The organism is Citrobacter sp. Cpo040, assembly GCF_030332915.1.
In the GTDB taxonomy this organism is placed as follows: domain Bacteria; phylum Pseudomonadota; class Gammaproteobacteria; order Enterobacterales; family Enterobacteriaceae; genus Citrobacter; species Citrobacter portucalensis.
Genome location: NZ_JAOWGX010000034.1, coordinates 794,665 through 814,512, shown reverse-complemented (window position 1 = coordinate 814,512; position 19,848 = coordinate 794,665). Strand labels below are relative to the sequence as shown.

20 protein-coding genes and 1 pseudogene are annotated in these 19,848 nt (G+C 48.9%); 10 read left to right on the top strand and 11 right to left on the bottom strand.

The window, feature by feature from the left end; translation table 11 throughout:
• Positions 1-2: 2 nt before the first annotated feature.
• Genes oppD through OGX86_RS08690 form a run of 3 tightly spaced genes read left to right on the top strand, consistent with a single transcriptional unit; the run spans position 3 to position 2,899 of the window.
• The gene (gene oppD, locus OGX86_RS08700; RefSeq protein ID WP_003833364.1) at positions 3-1,016 is read left to right on the top strand and encodes a murein tripeptide/oligopeptide ABC transporter ATP-binding protein OppD; all 1,014 of its coding nucleotides are present in this window, start codon (positions 3-5) and stop codon (positions 1,014-1,016) included.
• Positions 1,013-2,017: a murein tripeptide/oligopeptide ABC transporter ATP-binding protein OppF gene (oppF, locus tag OGX86_RS08695; protein ID WP_008784949.1), complete on the top strand. Its 1,005-nt coding sequence runs from the start codon at positions 1,013-1,015 to the stop codon at positions 2,015-2,017. The genes oppD and oppF overlap by 4 nt, the downstream gene beginning before the upstream one ends.
• Positions 2,018-2,062: 45 nt before the next feature.
• On the top strand, positions 2,063-2,899 hold the full coding sequence (locus tag OGX86_RS08690) for an ion transporter (protein WP_048216255.1): 837 nt from the start codon (positions 2,063-2,065) through the stop codon (positions 2,897-2,899).
• A 37-nt stretch (positions 2,900-2,936) separates the two neighbouring features.
• On the opposite strand, the gene OGX86_RS08685 is transcribed toward OGX86_RS08690, so the two are convergent.
• Positions 2,937-3,266 carry an HI1450 family dsDNA-mimic protein gene (locus OGX86_RS08685; protein WP_003020691.1) on the bottom strand — a complete coding sequence of 110 codons (330 nt, stop codon included), beginning with the start codon at positions 3,264-3,266 and terminating at the stop codon, positions 2,937-2,939.
• A 34-nt stretch (positions 3,267-3,300) separates the two neighbouring features.
• Entirely contained in the window at positions 3,301-4,761 is a 1,461-nt protein-coding gene (gene cls / locus OGX86_RS08680; protein WP_003020687.1) for a cardiolipin synthase, read from the bottom strand.
• A gap of 142 nt (positions 4,762-4,903) precedes the next feature.
• Between cls and OGX86_RS08675 the strand changes: the two genes are divergently transcribed.
• Positions 4,904-5,077, top strand: a complete 174-nt coding sequence (locus tag OGX86_RS08675; RefSeq protein WP_122984013.1) for a YciY family protein — start codon at positions 4,904-4,906, stop codon at positions 5,075-5,077.
• Positions 5,078-5,313: 236 nt separating this feature from the next.
• On the top strand, positions 5,314-5,928 hold the full coding sequence (locus tag OGX86_RS08670; protein WP_048216256.1) for a serine acetyltransferase: 615 nt from the start codon (positions 5,314-5,316) through the stop codon (positions 5,926-5,928).
• A gap of 277 nt (positions 5,929-6,205) precedes the next feature.
• Here the strand turns inward: OGX86_RS08670 and OGX86_RS08665 are convergent, their stop codons facing one another.
• Together OGX86_RS08665 and OGX86_RS08660 are read right to left on the bottom strand one after the other, a co-directional pair.
• Positions 6,206-8,215, bottom strand: coding sequence for an acyltransferase family protein (locus OGX86_RS08665; protein ID WP_286639826.1), 2,010 nt, complete (start codon positions 8,213-8,215; stop codon positions 6,206-6,208).
• Between the two features lie 295 nt (positions 8,216-8,510).
• Positions 8,511-8,807 (bottom strand): YciI family protein, encoded by a 297-nt coding sequence (locus OGX86_RS08660; protein ID WP_003020675.1) that lies wholly within the window; start codon positions 8,805-8,807, stop codon positions 8,511-8,513.
• Between the two features lie 215 nt (positions 8,808-9,022).
• Between OGX86_RS08660 and tonB the strand changes: the two genes are divergently transcribed.
• Positions 9,023-9,751, top strand: a complete 729-nt coding sequence (gene tonB, locus OGX86_RS08655; RefSeq protein ID WP_168150127.1) for a TonB system transport protein TonB — start codon at positions 9,023-9,025, stop codon at positions 9,749-9,751.
• A gap of 64 nt (positions 9,752-9,815) precedes the next feature.
• Here the strand turns inward: tonB and yciA are convergent, their stop codons facing one another.
• The 4 genes and pseudogenes from yciA to OGX86_RS08635 form a co-directional block, all read right to left on the bottom strand.
• The gene (yciA, locus tag OGX86_RS08650) at positions 9,816-10,217 is read right to left on the bottom strand and encodes an acyl-CoA thioester hydrolase YciA (RefSeq protein ID WP_008784945.1); all 402 of its coding nucleotides are present in this window, start codon (positions 10,215-10,217) and stop codon (positions 9,816-9,818) included.
• A 165-nt stretch (positions 10,218-10,382) separates the two neighbouring features.
• Positions 10,383-10,922 (bottom strand): septation protein A, encoded by a 540-nt coding sequence (locus OGX86_RS08645; protein WP_286639824.1) that lies wholly within the window; start codon positions 10,920-10,922, stop codon positions 10,383-10,385.
• 54 nt (positions 10,923-10,976) lie between these two features.
• Positions 10,977-11,720 carry a YciC family protein gene (locus OGX86_RS08640; protein WP_003020663.1) on the bottom strand — a complete coding sequence of 248 codons (744 nt, stop codon included), beginning with the start codon at positions 11,718-11,720 and terminating at the stop codon, positions 10,977-10,979.
• A gap of 28 nt (positions 11,721-11,748) precedes the next feature.
• Positions 11,749-11,826, bottom strand: a pseudogene (locus tag OGX86_RS08635) (YkgJ family cysteine cluster protein); the annotation flags it as partial.
• A 292-nt stretch (positions 11,827-12,118) separates the two neighbouring features.
• Here OGX86_RS08635 and ompW point away from each other — a divergent pair.
• The 4 genes from ompW (at position 12,119) to OGX86_RS08615 (ending at position 16,444) form a co-directional block, all read left to right on the top strand.
• Positions 12,119-12,757, top strand: coding sequence for an outer membrane protein OmpW (gene ompW / locus OGX86_RS08630; protein WP_003833354.1), 639 nt, complete (start codon positions 12,119-12,121; stop codon positions 12,755-12,757).
• A 433-nt stretch (positions 12,758-13,190) separates the two neighbouring features.
• A complete protein-coding gene (locus OGX86_RS08625; RefSeq protein ID WP_003020658.1) occupies positions 13,191-13,907 on the top strand; it encodes a YebC/PmpR family DNA-binding transcriptional regulator in 717 nt (238 codons plus the stop codon).
• 602 nt (positions 13,908-14,509) lie between these two features.
• Positions 14,510-14,785, top strand: coding sequence for a hypothetical protein (locus OGX86_RS08620; protein ID WP_048224021.1), 276 nt, complete (start codon positions 14,510-14,512; stop codon positions 14,783-14,785).
• Positions 14,786-14,971: 186 nt separating this feature from the next.
• Positions 14,972-16,444, top strand: a complete 1,473-nt coding sequence (locus OGX86_RS08615) for a GGDEF domain-containing protein (protein WP_286639823.1) — start codon at positions 14,972-14,974, stop codon at positions 16,442-16,444.
• 32 nt (positions 16,445-16,476) lie between these two features.
• Here OGX86_RS08615 and trpA read toward each other — a convergent pair whose 3' ends face one another.
• Genes trpA through trpCF form a run of 3 tightly spaced genes read right to left on the bottom strand, consistent with a single transcriptional unit; the run spans position 16,477 to position 19,845 of the window.
• Positions 16,477-17,283, bottom strand: coding sequence for a tryptophan synthase subunit alpha (gene trpA, locus OGX86_RS08610; protein ID WP_128317142.1), 807 nt, complete (start codon positions 17,281-17,283; stop codon positions 16,477-16,479).
• Complete coding sequence (gene trpB / locus OGX86_RS08605) at positions 17,283-18,476, bottom strand: tryptophan synthase subunit beta (protein ID WP_003020645.1); 1,194 nt, start codon at positions 18,474-18,476, stop codon at positions 17,283-17,285. Before trpB ends, trpA begins: the two co-directional genes overlap by 1 nt.
• Before the next feature lie 10 nt (positions 18,477-18,486).
• Entirely contained in the window at positions 18,487-19,845 is a 1,359-nt protein-coding gene (trpCF, locus tag OGX86_RS08600) for a bifunctional indole-3-glycerol-phosphate synthase TrpC/phosphoribosylanthranilate isomerase TrpF (protein WP_458793790.1), read from the bottom strand.
• Positions 19,846-19,848: the final 3 nt, after the last annotated feature.

Here is a 19,848-nt window from a genome sequence, read left to right as displayed (position 1 = left end):
CCATGAGCGTAATTGAAACCTCAACCGCGCCGCTCGCGCAACAACAGGCTAACGCACTGCTGAACGTAAAAGATCTGCGCGTGACGTTTGCTACCCCCGACGGCGATGTAACTGCGGTCAACGATTTAAACTTTTCTCTGCGGGCCGGAGAAACGTTGGGTATTGTCGGTGAATCCGGTTCGGGTAAATCGCAAACGGCCTTTGCCCTGATGGGGCTGCTGGCGGCGAATGGTCGTATCGGGGGCTCCGCAACGTTCAACGGGCGTGAAATTCTGAATTTACCGGAACGTGAGCTGAACAAACTGCGCGCCGAGCAAATCTCGATGATTTTCCAGGACCCGATGACGTCCCTCAATCCATACATGCGGGTCGGGGAGCAGTTGATGGAAGTTCTGATGCTGCATAAAGGCATGAGCAAAGCGGAAGCTTTTGAAGAGTCGGTCAGAATGCTGGATGCGGTGAAGATGCCGGAAGCGCGTAAGCGTATGAAAATGTATCCGCATGAATTCTCCGGTGGTATGCGTCAGCGCGTAATGATCGCCATGGCGCTGCTGTGCAGGCCCAAATTACTGATTGCCGATGAACCAACCACTGCGCTCGATGTGACGGTACAGGCGCAAATTATGACGCTGCTGAATGAACTGAAAAGTGAATTCAACACCGCGATTATCATGATCACCCACGATCTGGGGGTTGTTGCCGGTATTTGCGATAAAGTCCTGGTGATGTACGCCGGACGTACTATGGAATACGGCAGTGCGCGGGATGTCTTTTATAAACCCGTTCATCCGTATTCGATTGGTTTGCTAAATGCCGTACCTCGTCTGGATGCCGAAGGGGAAGAGATGCTCACTATCCCTGGCAACCCACCGAACTTACTGCGTCTACCAAAAGGTTGTCCATTCCAGCCGCGTTGCCCTCATGCGATGGAAATCTGTAGCAGTGCTCCGCCACTGGAGGAATTTAGCCCAGGCCGTCTGCGTGCCTGCTTTAAGCCGGTGGAGGAACTGGTATGAATACGGTGACCGAACAACGTAAAGTGCTCCTTGAGATTGCCGACCTTAAAGTCCATTTCGATATTAAAGATGGCAAACAGTGGTTCTGGCAACCGTCTAAAACCCTGAAGGCGGTTGATGGCGTAACCCTGCGACTGTATGAGGGCGAAACCCTGGGCGTGGTCGGTGAATCAGGCTGCGGGAAATCGACCTTTGCCCGTGCGATTATCGGCCTGGTGAAGGCCACCGATGGAAAGGTTGCCTGGCTGGGTAAAGATTTACTGGGTATGAAACCCGATGAGTGGCGGGAAGTGCGCAGCGATATCCAGATGATTTTCCAGGATCCGCTGGCATCGTTAAACCCGCGCATGACCATTGGTGAAATCATTGCCGAACCGCTGCGAACTTATCATCCGAATCTTCCGGGTCAGGAAGTCCGCGACCGTGTGAAGGCGATGATGATGAAGGTTGGACTACTACCTAACCTGATTAACCGCTACCCACATGAGTTTTCCGGTGGCCAGTGTCAGCGTATTGGTATTGCCCGCGCGCTGATCCTCGAACCGAAGTTGATTATCTGCGATGAACCGGTTTCAGCGCTGGATGTATCAATCCAGGCCCAGGTGGTTAACCTGCTGCAACAGCTTCAGCGCGAAATGGGATTATCGTTAATCTTCATTGCCCACGACCTCGCGGTGGTTAAACACATCTCCGACCGTGTGCTGGTTATGTATCTCGGACATGCGGTGGAATTAGGGACTTATGACGAGGTGTACCATAACCCGCTGCATCCTTATACCAAAGCGCTGATGTCTGCGGTGCCAATCCCCGATCCGGATCAGGAAAGGAATAAGGTTATTCAGTTGCTGGAAGGCGAGTTACCGTCCCCGATTAATCCTCCTTCCGGTTGCGTGTTCCGTACGCGCTGTCCGATTGCTGGACCGGAATGCGCAAAAACGCGCCCGGTTCTGGAAGGAAGTTTCCGACATGCAGTTTCCTGCCTGAAAGTAGACCCGCTATAATCCTGAGGGCTGACAAAGGTCAGCCCTTTTTTTGGTGAGGTATCTGTGCCAGGTTTAGTCTCTTCTGTCCGCCGTGCGCTCTATCGCAAATTATTTGATTTAAATACCCGTTCAGGGCGTCGCTTTGAAGGTATGTGCGCGCTATTTGCCTTGCTCAGCGTTATCGTTATCTTCATTGAGTCCGGAGTAGGGACGCAATACCATTTAACCTTTGAGGAATGGCGCGTTTTTGTCTGGCTGGAGATCTTCATTACTCTGGTCTTCACCCTCGAATATCTTCTGCGCTTATGTTGCTGGGCTAACCCCGCTAAATATGTGTTCAGCTTCTGGGGGATAATTGACCTTGCCACCATTCTGCCGCTGTATGTGATGTGGCTATGGCCGGAAATCAGTCTGAGCTATGTTTTCGCCTGGCGAGCGATGCGTGTCCTGCGCGTCCTGCGTATTCTCAAGCTGCTGCGCTTTATGCCTTCTCTGCGGGTGTTCTGGAATGCGTTAAAAAGCGCCCGACATCAGCTGATGCTGTTCTATTCCTTTATTGCCATCCTGATGGTGGTTTTTGGCGCGATGATGTATCTGATTGAAGGGCCAAAATATGGGTTTACTACGCTGAATGCGTCGGTGTATTGGGCGATTGTTACTGTAACCACCGTCGGCTATGGCGATATCACGCCGCACACCCCGTTGGGGCGCATGGTGGCGTCCGTGCTTATCCTGATTGGTTACTCGGTGATTGCGATACCGACGGGATTGATTACCACGCACATGAGCAGTGCGTTCCAGCAGCGCGGGCACCAACGAAAATGTCCGCAGTGCCAGCAGACGCAGCACGAACATAGTGCGCAATTTTGTAACCGCTGTGGAAGTAAACTGCCGGGTTAAAAATGAAAAAAGCTGCGAGAGCAGCTTTTTTGTTTGATTATTCGCGCCAGAGAATATGGCAGAGCTTATGATCTTTTTCGCGACATAATAAAACGCGCGCGAAAATATCGTTAATCTCGCCGTCTTCTGTATCTGCCAGACCAATCACGACCTCGGCAAAGAAGTCAGGGTTCAGGTCAAAATCAACATGCTCCTGCCAGTCTTCTGCCGGATCGAACAACTCGGCACCGCCACGCTCTTCAAACTGCAAATTGAACAGAATGATGTCGGCTGGATCCAGATTGTCCGCAGCCAGTTCGAGAAAAATGTCGTAAGCCTGCTCAAGCGTTTCGTCTTCGGTCAGGCGATTGTTCAAATCCATATCCATAATGACTACCTGTTTACTGTCTGATGGGCACGTTTTACAGCAACGGACTAAAGAAGTAAAACAGTCGCTCTGCTATCCGCTGCCAGAGTGGTCGTTTTACCCACAAACGGGCATCAAGCAGGCGGGAACGCGAAATATAATCATCCTGCACTGCCGCGAGATCGCCACCGAATCCGGCATCATCAATGACCAGCGTGATTTCAAAATTGAGCCACAGACTGCGCATATCCAGGTTAACCGTACCGACCAGGCTCAGCTCGCCATCGACCAGTACGCTCTTGGTGTGCAGCAAGCCACCTTCGAACTGATAAATTTTAACGCCAGCCGCCAGCAGCTCGGTGAAAAAGGCCCGGCTTGCCCAGCCAACCAGCAGGGAGTCATTTTTACGTGGAAGAATGATACTGACGTCAACCCCACGCTGCGCCGCCGTGCAAATCGCGTGCAACAGGTCGTCGCTGGGGACGAAGTAGGGGGTGGTCATAATTAAATATTCACGCGCTGAATAAGCAGCGGTTAGCAGCGCCTGATGAATCAAATCTTCAGGGAAACCAGGACCCGAGGCGATAGTGTGAATGGTGTGGCCGCTGGCCTGCTCAAACGGCATGATATTGACGTCCGGTGGCGGAGGCAAAATGCGCTTTCCGGTCTCAATTTCCCAGTCGCAGGAATAGACAATGCCCATAGCAGTGGCGACAGGACCTTCCATTCTCGCCATTAAATCAACCCATTGCCCGACGCCCGCATCTTGTTTGAAGAAACGCGGGTCGACCATGTTCATGCTGCCGGTATAAGCAATGTAGTTATCGATCATGATCATTTTGCGGTGCTGACGCAGGTCCATACGGCGTAAAAATACACGCATCAGGTTCACCTTCAGCGCTTCTACAACCTCAATACCTGCGTTACGCATCATCGCCGCCCAAGGGCTGCGGAAGAACGCCACGCTGCCGGCGGAGTCCAACATCAGGCGACAGTGAATGCCACGCCTCGCGGCAGCCATTAACGACTCGGCTACCTGATCGGCCATACCGCCTGGCTGCCATATGTAGAACACCATTTCGATGTTGTGGCGCGCCAGTTGAATATCACGGATCAGCGCCTGCATCACGTCATCTGAACTGGTGAGCAACTGCAGCTGGTTTCCCTTTACGCCGGCTATTCCCTGACGACGCTCGCACAGTTTAAACAACGAAGAGGCGACGCTGCTGTTTTCCTGGGCAAAAATATGCTTGCAGGCCTTGAGGTCGTTCAGCCATTTGGCTGTTGAAGGCCACATCGCCCGGGCGCGTTCGGCACGTCGCTTACCCAGGTGAAGTTCACCAAAAGACAGATAAGCAATAATTCCTACCAATGGCAGAATGTAGATGATCAACAGCCAGGCCATTGCGGAGGGCACTGCGCGTCGCTTCATCAGAATGCGTAACGTTACGCCAGCAATGAGTACCCAGTAACCCAGAATGACCAGCCAACTCACCACGGTGTAGAAGGTTGTCATAAATTTAAAAATCCTTTTGAAAGCGTATTGTTAAGAGTTTACGCATCAGGATTAATCTGGCAAATAAAAACACGGGAAAACCACTGGTCTGCATTCGGTCTGGCGTTATAATGGCCGCTCAGTGACTGGAAGAGTAGTTAACATGAAGCGTAGTAGAACGGAAGTGGGACGCTGGCGGATGCTGCGTCAGGCTAGCCGCCGTAAAGCACGTTGGCTTGAAGGACAATCGCGTCGTAATATGCGTATCCATACCATCAGGAAGTGCGTTCTCAACCACCAGCGTAACTCGTTGTTGTTTGCGATCCACAGCATCTGATCCCAAAAGGGCACCGCTGGCGGTGCCCAATGTCTGTTTTCCCGTATTGATTCTTAAATACTTTCCTGGCTGCCATTATTGTTTTGGTCCAGGTAAGAGATAGCCATTTCATTATTTATATTATTGTCATCTTTCAGGTGCCGTATCTACTCGAAAAAAAGAATGCTGGTGACAAGAAAATATGTTTTTATTTCAGTGAGAACTGATACATTTTAACGATTAAACAACGAGACAGTATGATGGCATTCGACAAAATTAAAGCCGATACCCACCGTGAATTTGGTTATTTCTCATGGAGTAAACTAATAATTGGTACAGTAATTAGCAGAACATTCCGTATCATTGTGATGATGCGTTTATGCCAATACTGTGCGGTTTCGCGCACACCGCTGCGTATCATGCTCTATCCATTTAAGATCTTGCATCGGTGTGCTGCTCACATGGGCTCGATGGATTTTCCATCGAGCACGCAGGTTGGTGCCGGGTTGGCTATCACTCATGGCTGGGGGATAGTGATATCGCCGAGTGCAAGAATTGGAAAGAACGTTACCTTATTTCATGGTGTAACCATCGGTCAGCGAGATACTATTCGGGGAGCAGGAACCCGCATCACGGGTTACCCCATTATTGAGGATGAAGTTTGGATTGGTCCAAATGCTGTCATCGTCGGCGGGGTCATCATTGGGCAGGGGAGTAAAATTGCTGCCGGGGCGTTTGTGACCGAAAGTATCCCGCCTTTTTCTGTCGTTGTTGGTAATCCTGGCGTGATTGTTAAAACCGGGTGCATCCCAGACGTAATGAATAAAGCACCGTTGTTTCAAGAAAGAACTGTTGAAAAAACGGCAGCGTAAATTTCTCGCTGATTATACTTTTATTTTTATTATCAATACGATGATTCTACATTCTGGGGCTAGTGGTTCATAATAGTGTGGTCAGGTATTACCCGTTATCCGATTCTGTTAGTTTATTGTCTTTTGAGGGAAGTCATTATGTGTACAAATCTTTTTGACAACGCTCGTCGCTACACTGACGAGAAAAAGTAACAACCAAAGCCGCTATCTGCGGCTTTTTTACTTGAGTGAATATTAGTATCCGAATGGATATGATTCCCATAGTTCTGGTCAAGCGTCAAAGTTGCAGGGCGTTAGTTGCCTCGGTATGTTCTGCTTGTTTAAATGCGCGTTGAAACATGGGGAGTAAAAGCCTACTGCCAAATGCACTTAGGTGGTTACTGTCTGAGTAAAGTGGACGTCCACCAGCATCTCCCCAACACCGCCCATCCTTGCAAAGATAGGGTAACGGATTGAGAATATTGACGCCGCAGCGCAGGGCCGCCTCATCTTGTGCTGCCCAAATGGCTGTTTGTCGCTGGTAATATTTATCGAGAGAAATAGATACTGTACTGTCTGACTTACCAAACATCAGTGCCCTGGCCATTGTATTAGGCACATCGACTGCCATTTCAGGAATAGGGCGGACCAGAAATACCCTCTGACTATTCTCTATGGAACACAGAGTTTTTACGAGTTGCTGGCTAAACTGCTGTGTTAAATTCTGATTGGGGTGTTCATTCGGCGTATCAAAAAATCCCATAGGAATATTAAAAAAATCGTCCTTTTCATTTTGTCCCAGGATAGCGAGGCTGCTTCTGTTGGCGATAAAGACGAGTTTATTTTTATATTCATTATTTAGTAAATTAATAGCTCGATCATTAAATAGTTTACAGTCATCATTAATATCCTCTCTTCGTTTCATGCCTAACACTGTCGGACAGCTCGCATAGGTCATCTCAACAACCGCACCGGGTGCAGCCTCTGCGACAGCTGAAACCAGCATGCTTGCATGACTGTCTCCAAGGACAATGGCCGTTAACTCTCCTTTGCCATATCTGCACATAGGAGACTCGCTTCCTTTACCCGGCGCGAGCAGACATTTTTCAAATCGGACTGCGTAATCAAGTTTCGGGATCATCGCTAATTCAATTGCCGGGTTAATTCTGCCGTCGACTTGCTGATAACGAGCCCCTGCGGCCAATCCACCAGTGCTCAAAATTAACAGTAATAGTACCCAGCTCTGTTTGCGTGCAGGGGTTAGCGCAAGCTGTTTGCGTGTCGGAATCTCTACGAGCAATAAAGAGGTCTTTCCCAATAGCAAACTCATTACGATGCCAGTAGCAATCCACCAGGGATTGTGCTGTTTGTCGGCATAACTGAGCAGCACCGCCAGCGGCCAGTGCCACAGATAAATTGAATAAGAACTGGCACCTATCTGGCGAAAAATTGCCGTAGAAGTAAAAAATGATCGCTGGCGATTAGCCGCAAGAACCAGCACGGTCCCCAACACAGGAACCACGGCATAACTTCCCGGCCATGGTCGTGTCGCATCCAGGAGTGTGACTGACAGGGCAATTAAAATAAAACCCACCAACTCTAGTGTCCGGGCTGGGCGTTGCGACATAGAATGCCGACGAGTTAGCAACCATACAGCTCCTCCAGCTAATAATTCCCAAATGCGGGTGGGGAGTAGGTAAAACGCACTACCTGGGAGTCGAGGGCTCACGTAAATTGATAGAGCTAATGACAGTACGCCTGCGGCGATAAGTGCAAACTTAACACCCTGCAGGCCAAACCAGCGCCAGAGTAAAATGCAGCCAACAGGCAACAAAATGTAAAATTGCCACTCCACCGAAAGAGACCATGTGTGCAGCAACCAGTTTTCTCTGGAAGTGATATCGAAATAACCCGCTTCACGCCAAAACTTGAGATTGGAAACAAAAGTAAGCGCTGTGATCGCATTGAGTGCCAGCACATGATAATCAGCGGTGGGCAACCAAAACCAACCCAAGAAAAGTAATGTGCTACATAATACAATTAAGGCAGGAATAATTCGTCTGGCACGTGCCAGATAGAAACTCCATAATGAAAAATTGCCACGTTCAAGGCCGTTCACGATGATGGCGGTCATCAGGAAACCTGATATAACAAAAAAAACATCAACGCCGATAAAGCCACCGCTAAATCCGGGTACGCCAAAGTGATAAAATACGACCGCTAATACAGCCCATGCTCGCAGGCCATTGATATCATGGCGGAATGCTTTAGGAGAGGGAGAGGCGGGACGGAACGAATCAAAAGCCATAATTGACTAAAATCCCGTATAGCGTAACAACGCAGCCTGTCTGCATTGTGACAAATTAATCTCGACAGATAATAAAATACACTGAGGTTGAGTAAGAAACAATCAATGACACGCTAATAAACGGTCGTTGCTACCTTTTATAAGGGTACTTATCATTGCTTTGATATGCTGAATTAATGCATAGAGACGAGAAGTGAGGGCGTTTAGACTAATGTGCACCTAAATGCGCCCTCAATGGCTATGTATTTTGCTTACAGTTCAGTATTTTTATAAATGAAAATGGCCTTTTGTTTTGTCAAAATACTTTCTTGTAAGGTTTTACTGAAACCTGCGCATATACGCCCGCCGCAACATACGGATCGGCTTCTGCCCAAGCCTGTGCCGCCTCCAAAGATTCAAATTCGGCAATCACCGTCGAGCCGGTAAAACCCGCCGCACCAGGATCGTTACTGTCGACCGCTGGCATAGGGCCCGCCGTGAGCAAACGACCTTCGTCATGAAGGAGTTGCAGGCGAGCCAGATGAGCAGGGCGCACGGAAAGACGTTTTTCGAGAGAGTCTGCGATATCTTGAGCGTAAATAACATACAGCACGGGTAGAGCTCCTTGAACGGTAAAAGTCGTTAATAACGTTATTGGAAAGGCCTAACAACTGCAACGGAAAGATAACTGATATGTTAAGGCCATACTCTGAAAGTGGTTTTTTATCATAAAATCGCGTTTTAAATGTCAGTTAGCACCACGGGCTTATTGAATATGATTGCTATTTGCATTTAAAATCAGGGCCTGGTTTTTTTACTGAAACGATTATGACTTCAATGACCCTTGATTTACCTCGTCGCTTTCCCTGGCCAACGTTACTGTCTGTCGGCATTCATGGTGCCGTAGTGGCTGGTTTGCTGTATACCTCGGTACATCAGGTTATTGAACTACCTGCGCCAGCGCAGCCGATCTCTGTCACGATGGTCGCGCCTGCCGATCTCGAACCGCCTCAGGCCGTTCAGCCGCCGCCGGAACCCGTTGTCGAGCCTGAACCGGAACCTGAACCGATTCCAGAGCCACCAAAAGAGGCGCCGGTGGTGATTGAAAAACCGAAGCCCAAGCCTAAACCGAAGCCAAAACCGGTGAAAAAGGTGGAAGAGCAACCGAAACGCGATGTTAAACCAGCAGAACCGCGCCCGGCCTCCCCACTGGAAAATACGGCACCTACGCGCACAATGACCAATACCGCGCCGGCAACTACCAGCAAACCGGTGGTCAGTGCGCCATCGGGTCCACGTGCTTTAAGCCGTAATCAGCCTCAGTATCCGGCGCGAGCTCAGGCGTTGCGCATTGAAGGCCGGGTAAAGGTCAAATTTAACGTAACGCCGGATGGCCGGGTTGAAAATGTGGAAATCCTGTCTGCACAGCCTGCCAATATGTTTGAACGTGAAGTGAAAAACGCGATGCGTAGATGGCGTTATGAAGCTGGTAAACCCGGTTCCGGACTTGTGGTGAATATTGTTTTCAAATTAAACGGCACAACGCAGATCGAGTAAGCATCAGGCCGTCCGGCAATGATCAAGAGTGATGATTGCCGGATAGCAGTACTGACGTGTGCTATCAGACCAACGTGGGAATTGGACGCGGTTTCCCGTCTTTATCAACGGCAACGTAGATAAACAGAGCTTCGGTGGCCTTATAGCGCTGCCCAATAGGTTCAGAAGCGACCTTCTTCACCCAAACTTCAATATTGATGCTGATCGAGGTTGTCCCGCGTTTCACACAGCGCGCATAGCAACACACCACATCACCTACGGCGACCGGGCGCAAAAAGCTCATCCCTTCCACTCGCACCGTTACCACACGACCATGTGCGATCTCTTTGGCCTGAATCGCGCCACCTATATCCATTTGTGACATCAGCCAGCCGCCAAAAATATCACCGTTCGCGTTGGTATCGGCAGGCATGGCCAGAGTGCGTAAAACCAGTTCACCCTGGGGAGTGTTATTCGTTGTTGTCATTGTAGAACCGACTATAGAGAAAGATTACAGGCGCGATGCTACTAGAATTTGTGCGTTGAGAACAGAGGTGATGCGGCGTGCAGAGCAGATGTAAGTCAGGTTGTCAGCTCTATGGAACGCGAAGGGATAAAAATTCGCCAGATCCGCAGATCTGGCGAGCATGTATTACGATTTATCTTCATGCGGCAGATGACGGTAAATATAGACCCCACTCAGCAGCGTAAAGAATAAAGTCAGGGCGGTCAGACCGAACACTTTGAAGTTGACCCAAATGTTCTGCGGTAGCCAAAATGCAATATAGATATTCGCCAGGCCACACAGGATGAAAAAGACGGCCCAGGCTAGATTAAGTTTCGACCACACCGGCTGCGGCAGGGTCAGCTCTTTACCTAACATGCGTTGAATCAGCGGCTTTTTCATCACCCACTGGCTAACCAGCAGAGCACCAGCAAACAGCCCATAAATCACCGTTACTTTCCACTTAATGAATTCATCGTTGTGGAAAAAAATAGTCAAACCACCAAATACGGCCACCAGGACAAAGGTGATTAACGCCATCTTCTCGACCTTGCGATAGCGAACCCAGCTGTAAATCAACACCACAGCCGTCGCGACAATCAGCGCCGAGGTCGCCGCATAGATGTCGTAAAGCTTATAAAAAGCAAAAAAGACAACCAGCGGTAAAAAATCAAGAAACTGCTTCATTCTTCGATTCCGTAATCAAAAGCACCGGGTACAAGCCCGGAATGCGTTCAGGGTTTATTGGCGAATCAGCATGTACAGGCGGAACAAATAGATCAGCAACACGGCGGAGATCATATTGCTCAGCGTATTCGCCAATACCGCGCCTACATTCGGCGTAAGTACTGCAAAACTTGGCGCAAAAAGCAACAGCAGCGTTTTTGCCAGCAACCAACCGATCACTGCCGGCGCAACCAGTCGCATATTCGACCACGCCAGACGCATACTGTTGCGCATCGCGGCAAAGACACCCATTTTGTCCTGTACCAACATCACCGGTGCGAGTGCCAGCAGGATCGCCAGCAGAATACCGGGAACAACAACCAGCATAATACCGATTTGCACTAGCAGAGTAGTCAAAAAAATCAGAATAAACAGCTTCGGTAACACTGGCGCACTGGCGCCGATAGCACGTAATGCGCTGACGCGATGACCTGCTGAAATCAGCTGAATCATCAGGATGACGCCCCCGGCGAGGATGGCATTACCAATCAGACCGGAAAACGTCGACGCCGCGGAAGCGCGTAGCAAAATTTGCTGTTGCTCCGGGGTCATGTTTTGCACCAGATCGAACAGCCCCACGCTGCTGGTTAACTGATCGCCTTCACTGAGTTGCGCAATTTGTGCGTCAGTGGGGGAAAAGGCATGCCCTAACACCACTGTGATAAACGCGCACAACAACGATACCAGCAAGATGGTAATGAATTGATTACGGAAAAAGTTTCCCGTGTCACGGTAAACGGATTTCGCCGTGATAGACATGCACTCTCCTTGAGTTTTGCAGGTGTTCATTTGCGGGCAATTGTACCCTGGATAACTCTACAGTGGCAGCATCGCGCGATGTATGGAAAAGCATATCTTTGTAAAGCTGCAGTAATTTTTGGCTACGACTTCAGCGTCGTGCATGAACGCTGTTTGTTATCTGCGCATCACGCGCAGATATCCATCACCCATCAGCAATGAGCTGGAGGTACTTGCACATTGAAAATATATCAAAATTGATCTGAATTAATTTAACCTGGATTTTGAATGCAAGTTCTAACTTAATCTGGATCAATAAATGTTAAATTATCAAAGTCAATGTGATCCATGTTAGATCACTTATTACTCCAATGTGGGTATATTCGTTCCGCTTTTATAACCATAACGATGGAGCGGACATGAAAAAATTAACAGTTGCAGCATTGGCTTTAACAACTCTTCTCTCTGGTAACGCATTTGCGCATGAAGCTGGAGAATTCTTTATTCGTGCAGGTTCAGCCACCGTCAGGCCGACGGAAGGTGCAGGTGGTACGCTGGGCAGCTTAGGTGGCTTTGATGTCAGCAATAACACGCAGTTAGGTCTGACATTTACCTACATGGCAACCGACAATATCGGTGTTGAATTACTGGCAGCTACGCCGTTCCGCCATAAAATCGGCACTGCTGCAACGGGTGATATTGCCACCGTACATCATCTACCGCCGACGTTAATGGCGCAGTGGTACTTCGGTGACTCCAGCAGTAAACTGCGTCCGTACGTAGGTGTTGGGGTGAACTACACGACCTTCTTCGATGAAGGCTTTAACGATAACGGTAAAGAAACGGGGTTATCGGATCTGAGCCTGAAAGATTCCTGGGGTGCAGCAGGGCAAGTCGGTATGGACTATCTGATTAACCGCGACTGGCTGATTAACATGTCGGTCTGGTACATGGATATAGACACCACCGCAAGCTATAAAATGGGTGGCGTCCAGCAGCGAGACAGCGTACGCCTTGACCCGTGGGTGTTTATGTTCTCTGCGGGTTATCGTTTTTAAGTTCTTCTGCAAAACCCCTGCAAAACCTTTCTGCAAAACTGGTCATCAAATGACCAGTTTTTTTCATTCTTTTCCGCGCGTGTCGTTGTCTTGATCGGCCATTATTTTGCGCCTCTGGCCTGACAAAATTTGTGTGTCGATACCTCGCTATAAGCAGTGCAGCAGCAACTTTAATAGTAGAAGTGTTTGTCTGGAATATTACTTTTGTTTCTCTTCTCTTATGCATTATTGCTGCGGACCATTTATTAAGAACAAAAAAGAACCAGAGGATAATTTATCAACAATGTTAACTATTGATAAAATTAAAGTAACATATCGTAAAATTCTAATATTTTCATTTTTAATAGACGAGGATTTATACGTCATGATATAATGTAATGCTAGGTTATATACCTGTCGGCTATGTAAATGAATTTTTGAGGAGATCATTCCAGTGGGACGTAAGTGGGCAAATATTGTTGCTAAAAAAACAGCTAAAGACGGTGCAACGTCTAATGTATATGCAAAATTTGGTGTCGAAATTTATGCTGCTGCTAAACAAGGCGAACCAGACCCAGAATTAAATACATCTTTAAAATTCGTTATTGAACGTGCTAAACAAGCGCAGGTTCCAAAACACGTTATTGATAAAGCCATTGATAAAGCCAAAGGCGGCAGCGATGAAACGTTCGTGCAAGGGCGTTATGAAGGTTTTGGTCCCAGTGGCTCACTGATTATCGCTGAAACATTGACTTCAAATGTTAACCGTACGATTGCTAATGTCCGCTCAATTTTTAATAAAAAAGGCGGGAATATCGGAGCGGCTGGTTCTGTCAGCTATATGTTTGATAATACCGGAGTGATTGTATTTGAAGGGACAGATCCTGACCACATTTTTGAAATTTTGCTTAATGCTGAAGTAGATGTTCGTGATGTAACCGAAGAAGAAGGAAACATCGTTATTTATACAGAATCTACAGATCTTCACAAAGGCATTGCAGCTTTAAAAGCCGCAGGGATTACTGAATTCTCTACCACAGAATTAGAGATGATTGCTCAATCAGAAATTGAACTTTCACCAGAAGATTTAGAAGTCTTTGCAGGGCTTGTTGATGCCCTTGAAGATGACGATGATGTTCAAAAAGTATATCATAACGTTGCTAATCTCTAATGATAGATTAAAAGAATCTGTCATTATGGCAGATTTTTTTAACTCATAAAGTTGTTATGAATAAGAATGTCTAGCCAGGCATGGCAATTCTAAAAAACAGATAAAAACCACTATCTTAAAAAATGTAATAATTAAAACCTATGGTCTTAACTTATTAGGTACGCGATAAACGTTATACGTCCAATATGCCCCGCGATATCCTGCATCTACTCAGCGCCGCTATGAACAATTGAGATGTTAACTCCATCATTCCAGATAATCCTGGTGTAAGCACAACGTGAGTTTCTCACTCATCACTGTCCCGACATTATCAGTGAAGCTTTTCATTAGATAATGTGGTCCGCTTCTTGCTCAGAATAGTCCAATGATTGACAGGCTCAGGCAGTATGGAAACAATGAGTGTACTAGTATTACAAACTCGGATATTTTCCATCGTCATCAACTAAATTATCTGATCTTCGCCAGAGATTAGCACGGAGCTGTCTGTTACCGTTTTCAGACAATATCCTTACCTCGACCCATCGTTTAAACAATCCCATCCTACCTTTCTCCCTTTGATGTAGTGCTACTCTTTAAGCAAAACAACATTGAGGGTATTGCTGATGATGTTGACCCGCCATCTGCTACAGCAAAAAATCACACTTCTGGAACCGTTCTCCGAAGATCAAACGGCAGCGTTTGCCGTGAGTGCTGCACGTGAGTTATTGCTTTACATGGATAAAATTGAGGCGCTGGAGAAACTTATTGCGACTCCGGTTACACTACCTTATTGCAGCGCCAGTCCGGTTTGTGAGATTGAGGCGGGCTATGCCGCAGGCGTAAACGACTGCCGCGAGGCCATTCGACGGGCAGGGTATCCTATTGTAGGTGATGATTAGTTTGCGATTATGTTAACAAATATGTGCTTTTATTGTATAAAACTGTAACCTAAGCGCGCGGCTGTGGGCTACATCAACTTACCTGCTTCGGGGTGGCGAACATTCTCTATCAACGTACAACGCTGTTATGCAACAACATAAACGGGTAACCGATTTGGCAATACTGTTAACTATCAGGGTGGACTCGTGAAGATTGTGCAGGATAAGCTCAGAAACAGGCAGGCACTGCTGGTATCAGGGCTCATTACGTTGGTATTTACGTCGTTGTTTCTGTTTATTATTTATGAACAGCGAATGGCCGCTGCCAGCGAAGGTGTCAACCGCCTGCAAGCGCGCATGATGGACATTTTTAACGATAACGAGCTGATCGCCGATGCGATTGGCGAGCGCTATCACCATATCAAAACGGGGGAACAATGCGGCGATATTTCAAAATTTGTTCTCCGGGATGAGGATGAATGGGGAATTAACGCCGACCCAAAGCGGCTGCATTCGGCGACCGGGACAATGGTTGCCCAGCAAACCAGCCACGAAGCGCTGTGTATGTATACAGCGGCTGAATTTATTCGTGGTATGGTCAATGAGCTAAACCCCGGCAGCTTCGATGCACATCGTTATATCATCGCCAAAAATTCAGATTATTTTTACTGGTTTATGGCTTCCGATTCGCGCAATTTCAGTTTCTCTAATTCTGAAATGGCACGGGATATCACTCAATTTTTCTACCCGCCCGTCGATTTCTATACCCGATTACTGCAAAAAAACGTCAAAAACAAAGCCCTTAGTTCGACGAATTTTTATACCGATAAAATTACCGGTGAAAAAGCTTACAGCGTGGTGAGTTATATCTACGATCTGTCTGGCAAAGAGATATCAGACCAAATCGTAGCCTATCTGGTCTATGACCATTCAAAGCCCGAATTGCAAGAGGCGTTAGCCCAGGCATTTGACAACCAAATTCCACCGGAGCTGAATGTGGAGTTGGTGAATTTAACAAACCATGAGAGTCTGTGTTTATCCGGCAAATGTACAAGTCAATCCCGCTTTATCGTGCGCAATTTTTCGGAGAAATATGCGCTGCACTATTCGCTATCATTAGGTCGTTTTATGGTACGCGATACTCATGCTGGGATCGTGATTCTGCTGGCGCCGTTCTTTTTCATCATGATCAGTTTCTCACTCAAATCATGGCTGAATGAAAGCGACCTCAAGGTTTATATCGATACTCTGACCGGCTGTTTTAACCGCCGAATACTCGACATTATCAAGCGTCGGGATTTATCACACTGTTCGGTGGTGCTACTGGATTGCAATAAATTCAAGGCCGTCAATGATACCTGGGGCCACGCGGCAGGAGATCGCGCGCTGCAAATTATCGCCAACAGGATGCTGTCAAACACCCGTACCAGCCACGATATTGTGATTCGTACCGGCGGGGATGAATTTATGATCCTGCTGTTTCGATCGCAGGCAACTGACGCCATAGCAATTGCGCAACGTATTAGCGGGCAGGTGACCAGTCATGTGTTTGTGGTGGACGGCCATACCGTGCCATTGTCAGTATCGTGGGGAATTGCAGAGGTGAACGATGAACTGGATGTGGCCATTCAGAATGCGGATAGCGCTATGTATAGAATGAAGCACACGAAAGAAGGGTGAAACCGCCAGCTGTCTCTGGCGGTTGATTTAACTTACTGGTGGGTGGCGGCTTTCATCGCGCTGACAAACGCTTTCAGCTCAGCCAGCATCTGTTCCGGTGCCGCAACATTTTTCTCAATGATTTTCACAATTGCCGAGCCGGAAATTGCACCGGCGGCACCGGCTTCAATAGCACCAGCGACCTGTTCAGGCGCAGAAATACCAAAGCCCTGTAAAGAAGGTGGCGCACCATATTCTTTCAGCTTTTCGACCAGATGATGCAGCGGTAATGCCGCACGATTTTCGGCACCGGTCACACCTGCACGTGAAAGCAGATAAGTGTAGCCACGACCATAAGAGGCAATCTGGCGTAGCAGTTCTTCATCAGCGTTCGGCGGGCAGATGAAAATCGGCGCGATGTTGTGGCGCAGCGCTGCAGTTCTGAACGGAGCTGACTCCTCAACCGGCACATCGGCTACCAACACAGAATCCACACCGACTTTCTCACAATGGGCGTAAAATTCATCAATGCCCTTACTAAAGACCAGGTTGGCATACATCAGCAACCCAATGGGAATCGTCGGATGCTTCTGGCGAATCAGCGCCAGCATTTCAAAGCATTGCGACGGTGTAACGCCGGCGGCAAACGCTCGCAGGGTGGCTTCCTGTATGGTCGGACCGTCTGCCAGCGGATCGGAGAACGGAATGCCGAGCTCAAGCGCGTCGGCACCGGCTTCAATCAGCGTATCAATGATTTTCAGTGACTGCTCAACAGACGGATCGCCCAGGGTTACGAAGGGGACAAAAGCGCCTTCTTTGCGGTCCTTCAGCTGTGCAAACAGGTTTTCGTAACGTTCCATCAGATTTCCCCTCGCGCTTTCAGAATATCGTGTACGGTGAAAATGTCTTTGTCTCCGCGACCGGAGAGATTAACCACCAGTAACTGCTCTTTTTCCGGATTCTCACGCATCATTTTCAACGCGTGCGCCAGGGCATGGGAGGACTCCAGTGCCGGAATAATTCCCTCGTGCAGACACAGCGTTTTGAAGGCTTCCAGTGCTTCATCATCGGTGATTGAAACATAATCAGCGCGACCAATGCTGTTCAGGTACGCATGCTGTGGCCCAACTGACGGGAAGTCCAGTCCTGCAGAAATAGAGTAAGACTCTTCAATCTGTCCTTCTTCGGTCTGCATCATCGGGGACTTCATGCCGAAGTAAATCCCGACACGACCATGCTTCAACGGCGCGCCGTGTTCTCCAGACTCAATCCCATGACCGCCTGGCTCTACGCCAATCAGACCGACGCTGGTTTCATTAATAAAGTCGGCGAACATACCGATGGCGTTAGAACCGCCACCCACGCAGGCGATAACGGCGTCCGGCAGACGACCTTCTTTTTCCAGAATCTGCGCCTTGGTTTCTTCACCGATCATGCGCTGGAACTCACGCACAATGGTCGGGAAGGGGTGCGGACCAGCCGCCGTACCGAGCATGTAGTGCGCGGTATCGTAGCTGCCAGACCAGTCGCGAAGCGCTTCGTTACAGGCATCTTTCAGCGTTGCGGAACCGCTGTGAACGGGGATAACTTCAGCGCCCATCAAACGCATACGGAAAACGTTAGGCGACTGACGTTCAACATCTTTTGCGCCCATATAAATACGGCATTTCAACCCCAGCAGTGCGCTGGCGAGAGCAGATGCAACACCGTGCTGACCCGCGCCGGTTTCGGCGATGATTTCCGTTTTACCCATGCGCTTCGCCAGCAACGCCTGACCCAGCACCTGGTTGGTTTTGTGCGCGCCGCCGTGCAGTAAGTCTTCACGCTTGAGATACAGCGTTGTGTTGGTGCCTTGAGTAATGTTCTGGCACTTGGTCAGTGCGGTTGGGCGACCCGCATAGTTTTTCAGCAGATCTGTAAACTGCGCCTGAAATTCAGGATCCTTTTGTGCGCTGACAAAAGCTTCTTCCAGCTGGCGCAGGGCAGGCATCAGAATCTGTGGCACATACATACCGCCAAATTCACCAAAGTACGGATTGAGTAATGTTGTCATGTCCTTTTCCTTAATATGCGCGCAGCGTCTGAAAGACCGAAGCCAGAAGACGTGCATCTTTGATGCCCGGCTGTGACTCTACGCCAGAATTGAAATCGAGACCGGCACAGCCGGTTTTTGCCGCGTCAACGCAGTTATCTGCGCCGAGTCCGCCAGCCAGTAAAACGTTATCCAGCGATTGTCCGCCTAAAAGTGACCAGTCGAAGCGTTGACCGCTGCCGCCCTGGCCGTTGTCGAAGACGTATTTATCGACATGCTGATAATCACGGGCTGGCAACGTCTCGCTGACGCTGAGTGCCTTCCAGATTTGCACCTGTGCGGGCAGTAAGTCGCGCAGGGCGTCAACATAGGACTGGTCTTCGTTACCGTGCAGTTGCACGGCAGTTAGTCCCAGCTCCGCCGCTGTTGCGCTCACGTCGGCAATATCTGAGTTGCGAAACACCCCGACGTATTGCAGCGGCGCGCCGGTCATGGCCTCTCGCGCCTGTGCAACGTTGACCGCGCGCGGTGATGTGGGGACAAAAATCAAGCCGCCGTAAATGGCGCCCGCTTCGTATGCCGCATTTGCATCCTGAGCCCGGGTTAAACCGCAAACTTTATTCTCACCGAGCAGTACGCGACGCACGGCGGCGTGCAGATCGTCATGCGACATCAGCGCAGAGCCAATCAGAAAACCGTTGGCGAAGTGGCTGAGCTCGCGCACCTGACCGTAAGTATTGATGCCGGACTCGCTGATGACGGTCACACCGTGACCCAGTCGCGGTGCCAGTTGACGAGTGCGATTCAGATCAATCGACAGGTCGCGTAAATCACGGTTGTTGATACCAACGACTTTGGCGCCCAGTGCGATAGCACGCTCCAGCTCTTCTTCGTTACTGACTTCGGTCAGTACGCCCATTTTCAGGCTGTGGGCGACGGCGGCGAGTTGACGATATTGCTCATCATCGAGCACCGACAGCATCAGCAAACAGGCGTCCGCCTGGTAGAAACGCGCCAGGTAAATCTGGTAAGGATCGATAATAAAGTCCTTGCACAGAATCGGCTGCGGTGCGATGCGGCTGACGATAGGCAGGAAATCAAAGCTCCCCTGGAAATACTTCTCATCGGTCAGTACGGAGATCGCGGAAGCATAATGTTTATAGATGCTCGCAATCTGTGCCGGATCGAAGTCATCACGGATCACGCCTTTTGATGGAGATGCTTTTTTGCATTCCAGAATAAAGGCGGTGCGTGCACCTTGCAGCGCATCGTAGAAATCACGTGAGCCAGGCTGAACATCATTTTGAAAGCTGGCCAGCGGTTGTTGCTGTTTGCGGGCTTCTACCCAAATCGCCTTGTCTGCGACAATTTTCGCTAAAACGGTTTGCATCAT

What these genes read in the sequence shown, in the direction of transcription:
- oppD (WP_003833364.1), top strand. Translation starts at nt 3, where the DNA reads ATGAGCGTAATTGAAACCTCAACCGCGCCGCTCGCGCAACAACAGGCT.
- oppF (WP_008784949.1), top strand. Translation starts at nt 1,013, where the DNA reads ATGAATACGGTGACCGAACAACGTAAAGTGCTCCTTGAGATTGCCGAC.
- OGX86_RS08685 (WP_003020691.1), bottom strand. Translation starts at nt 3,266, where the DNA reads ATGGATATGGATTTGAACAATCGCCTGACCGAAGACGAAACGCTTGAG.
- cls (WP_003020687.1), bottom strand. Translation starts at nt 4,761, where the DNA reads ATGACAACCTTCTACACCGTGGTGAGTTGGCTGGTCATTCTGGGTTAC.
- OGX86_RS08675 (WP_122984013.1), top strand. Translation starts at nt 4,904, where the DNA reads ATGAAGCGTAGTAGAACGGAAGTGGGACGCTGGCGGATGCTGCGTCAG.
- OGX86_RS08670 (WP_048216256.1), top strand. Translation starts at nt 5,314, where the DNA reads ATGATGGCATTCGACAAAATTAAAGCCGATACCCACCGTGAATTTGGT.
- OGX86_RS08665 (WP_286639826.1), bottom strand. Translation starts at nt 8,215, where the DNA reads ATGGCTTTTGATTCGTTCCGTCCCGCCTCTCCCTCTCCTAAAGCATTC.
- tonB (WP_168150127.1), top strand. Translation starts at nt 9,023, where the DNA reads ATGACTTCAATGACCCTTGATTTACCTCGTCGCTTTCCCTGGCCAACG.
- yciA (WP_008784945.1), bottom strand. Translation starts at nt 10,217, where the DNA reads ATGACAACAACGAATAACACTCCCCAGGGTGAACTGGTTTTACGCACT.
- OGX86_RS08645 (WP_286639824.1), bottom strand. Translation starts at nt 10,922, where the DNA reads ATGAAGCAGTTTCTTGATTTTTTACCGCTGGTTGTCTTTTTTGCTTTT.
- OGX86_RS08640 (WP_003020663.1), bottom strand. Translation starts at nt 11,720, where the DNA reads ATGTCTATCACGGCGAAATCCGTTTACCGTGACACGGGAAACTTTTTC.
- ompW (WP_003833354.1), top strand. Translation starts at nt 12,119, where the DNA reads ATGAAAAAATTAACAGTTGCAGCATTGGCTTTAACAACTCTTCTCTCT.
- OGX86_RS08620 (WP_048224021.1), top strand. Translation starts at nt 14,510, where the DNA reads ATGATGTTGACCCGCCATCTGCTACAGCAAAAAATCACACTTCTGGAA.
- trpA (WP_128317142.1), bottom strand. Translation starts at nt 17,283, where the DNA reads ATGGAACGTTACGAAAACCTGTTTGCACAGCTGAAGGACCGCAAAGAA.
- trpB (WP_003020645.1), bottom strand. Translation starts at nt 18,476, where the DNA reads ATGACAACATTACTCAATCCGTACTTTGGTGAATTTGGCGGTATGTAT.
- trpCF (WP_458793790.1), bottom strand. Translation starts at nt 19,845, where the DNA reads ATGCAAACCGTTTTAGCGAAAATTGTCGCAGACAAGGCGATTTGGGTA.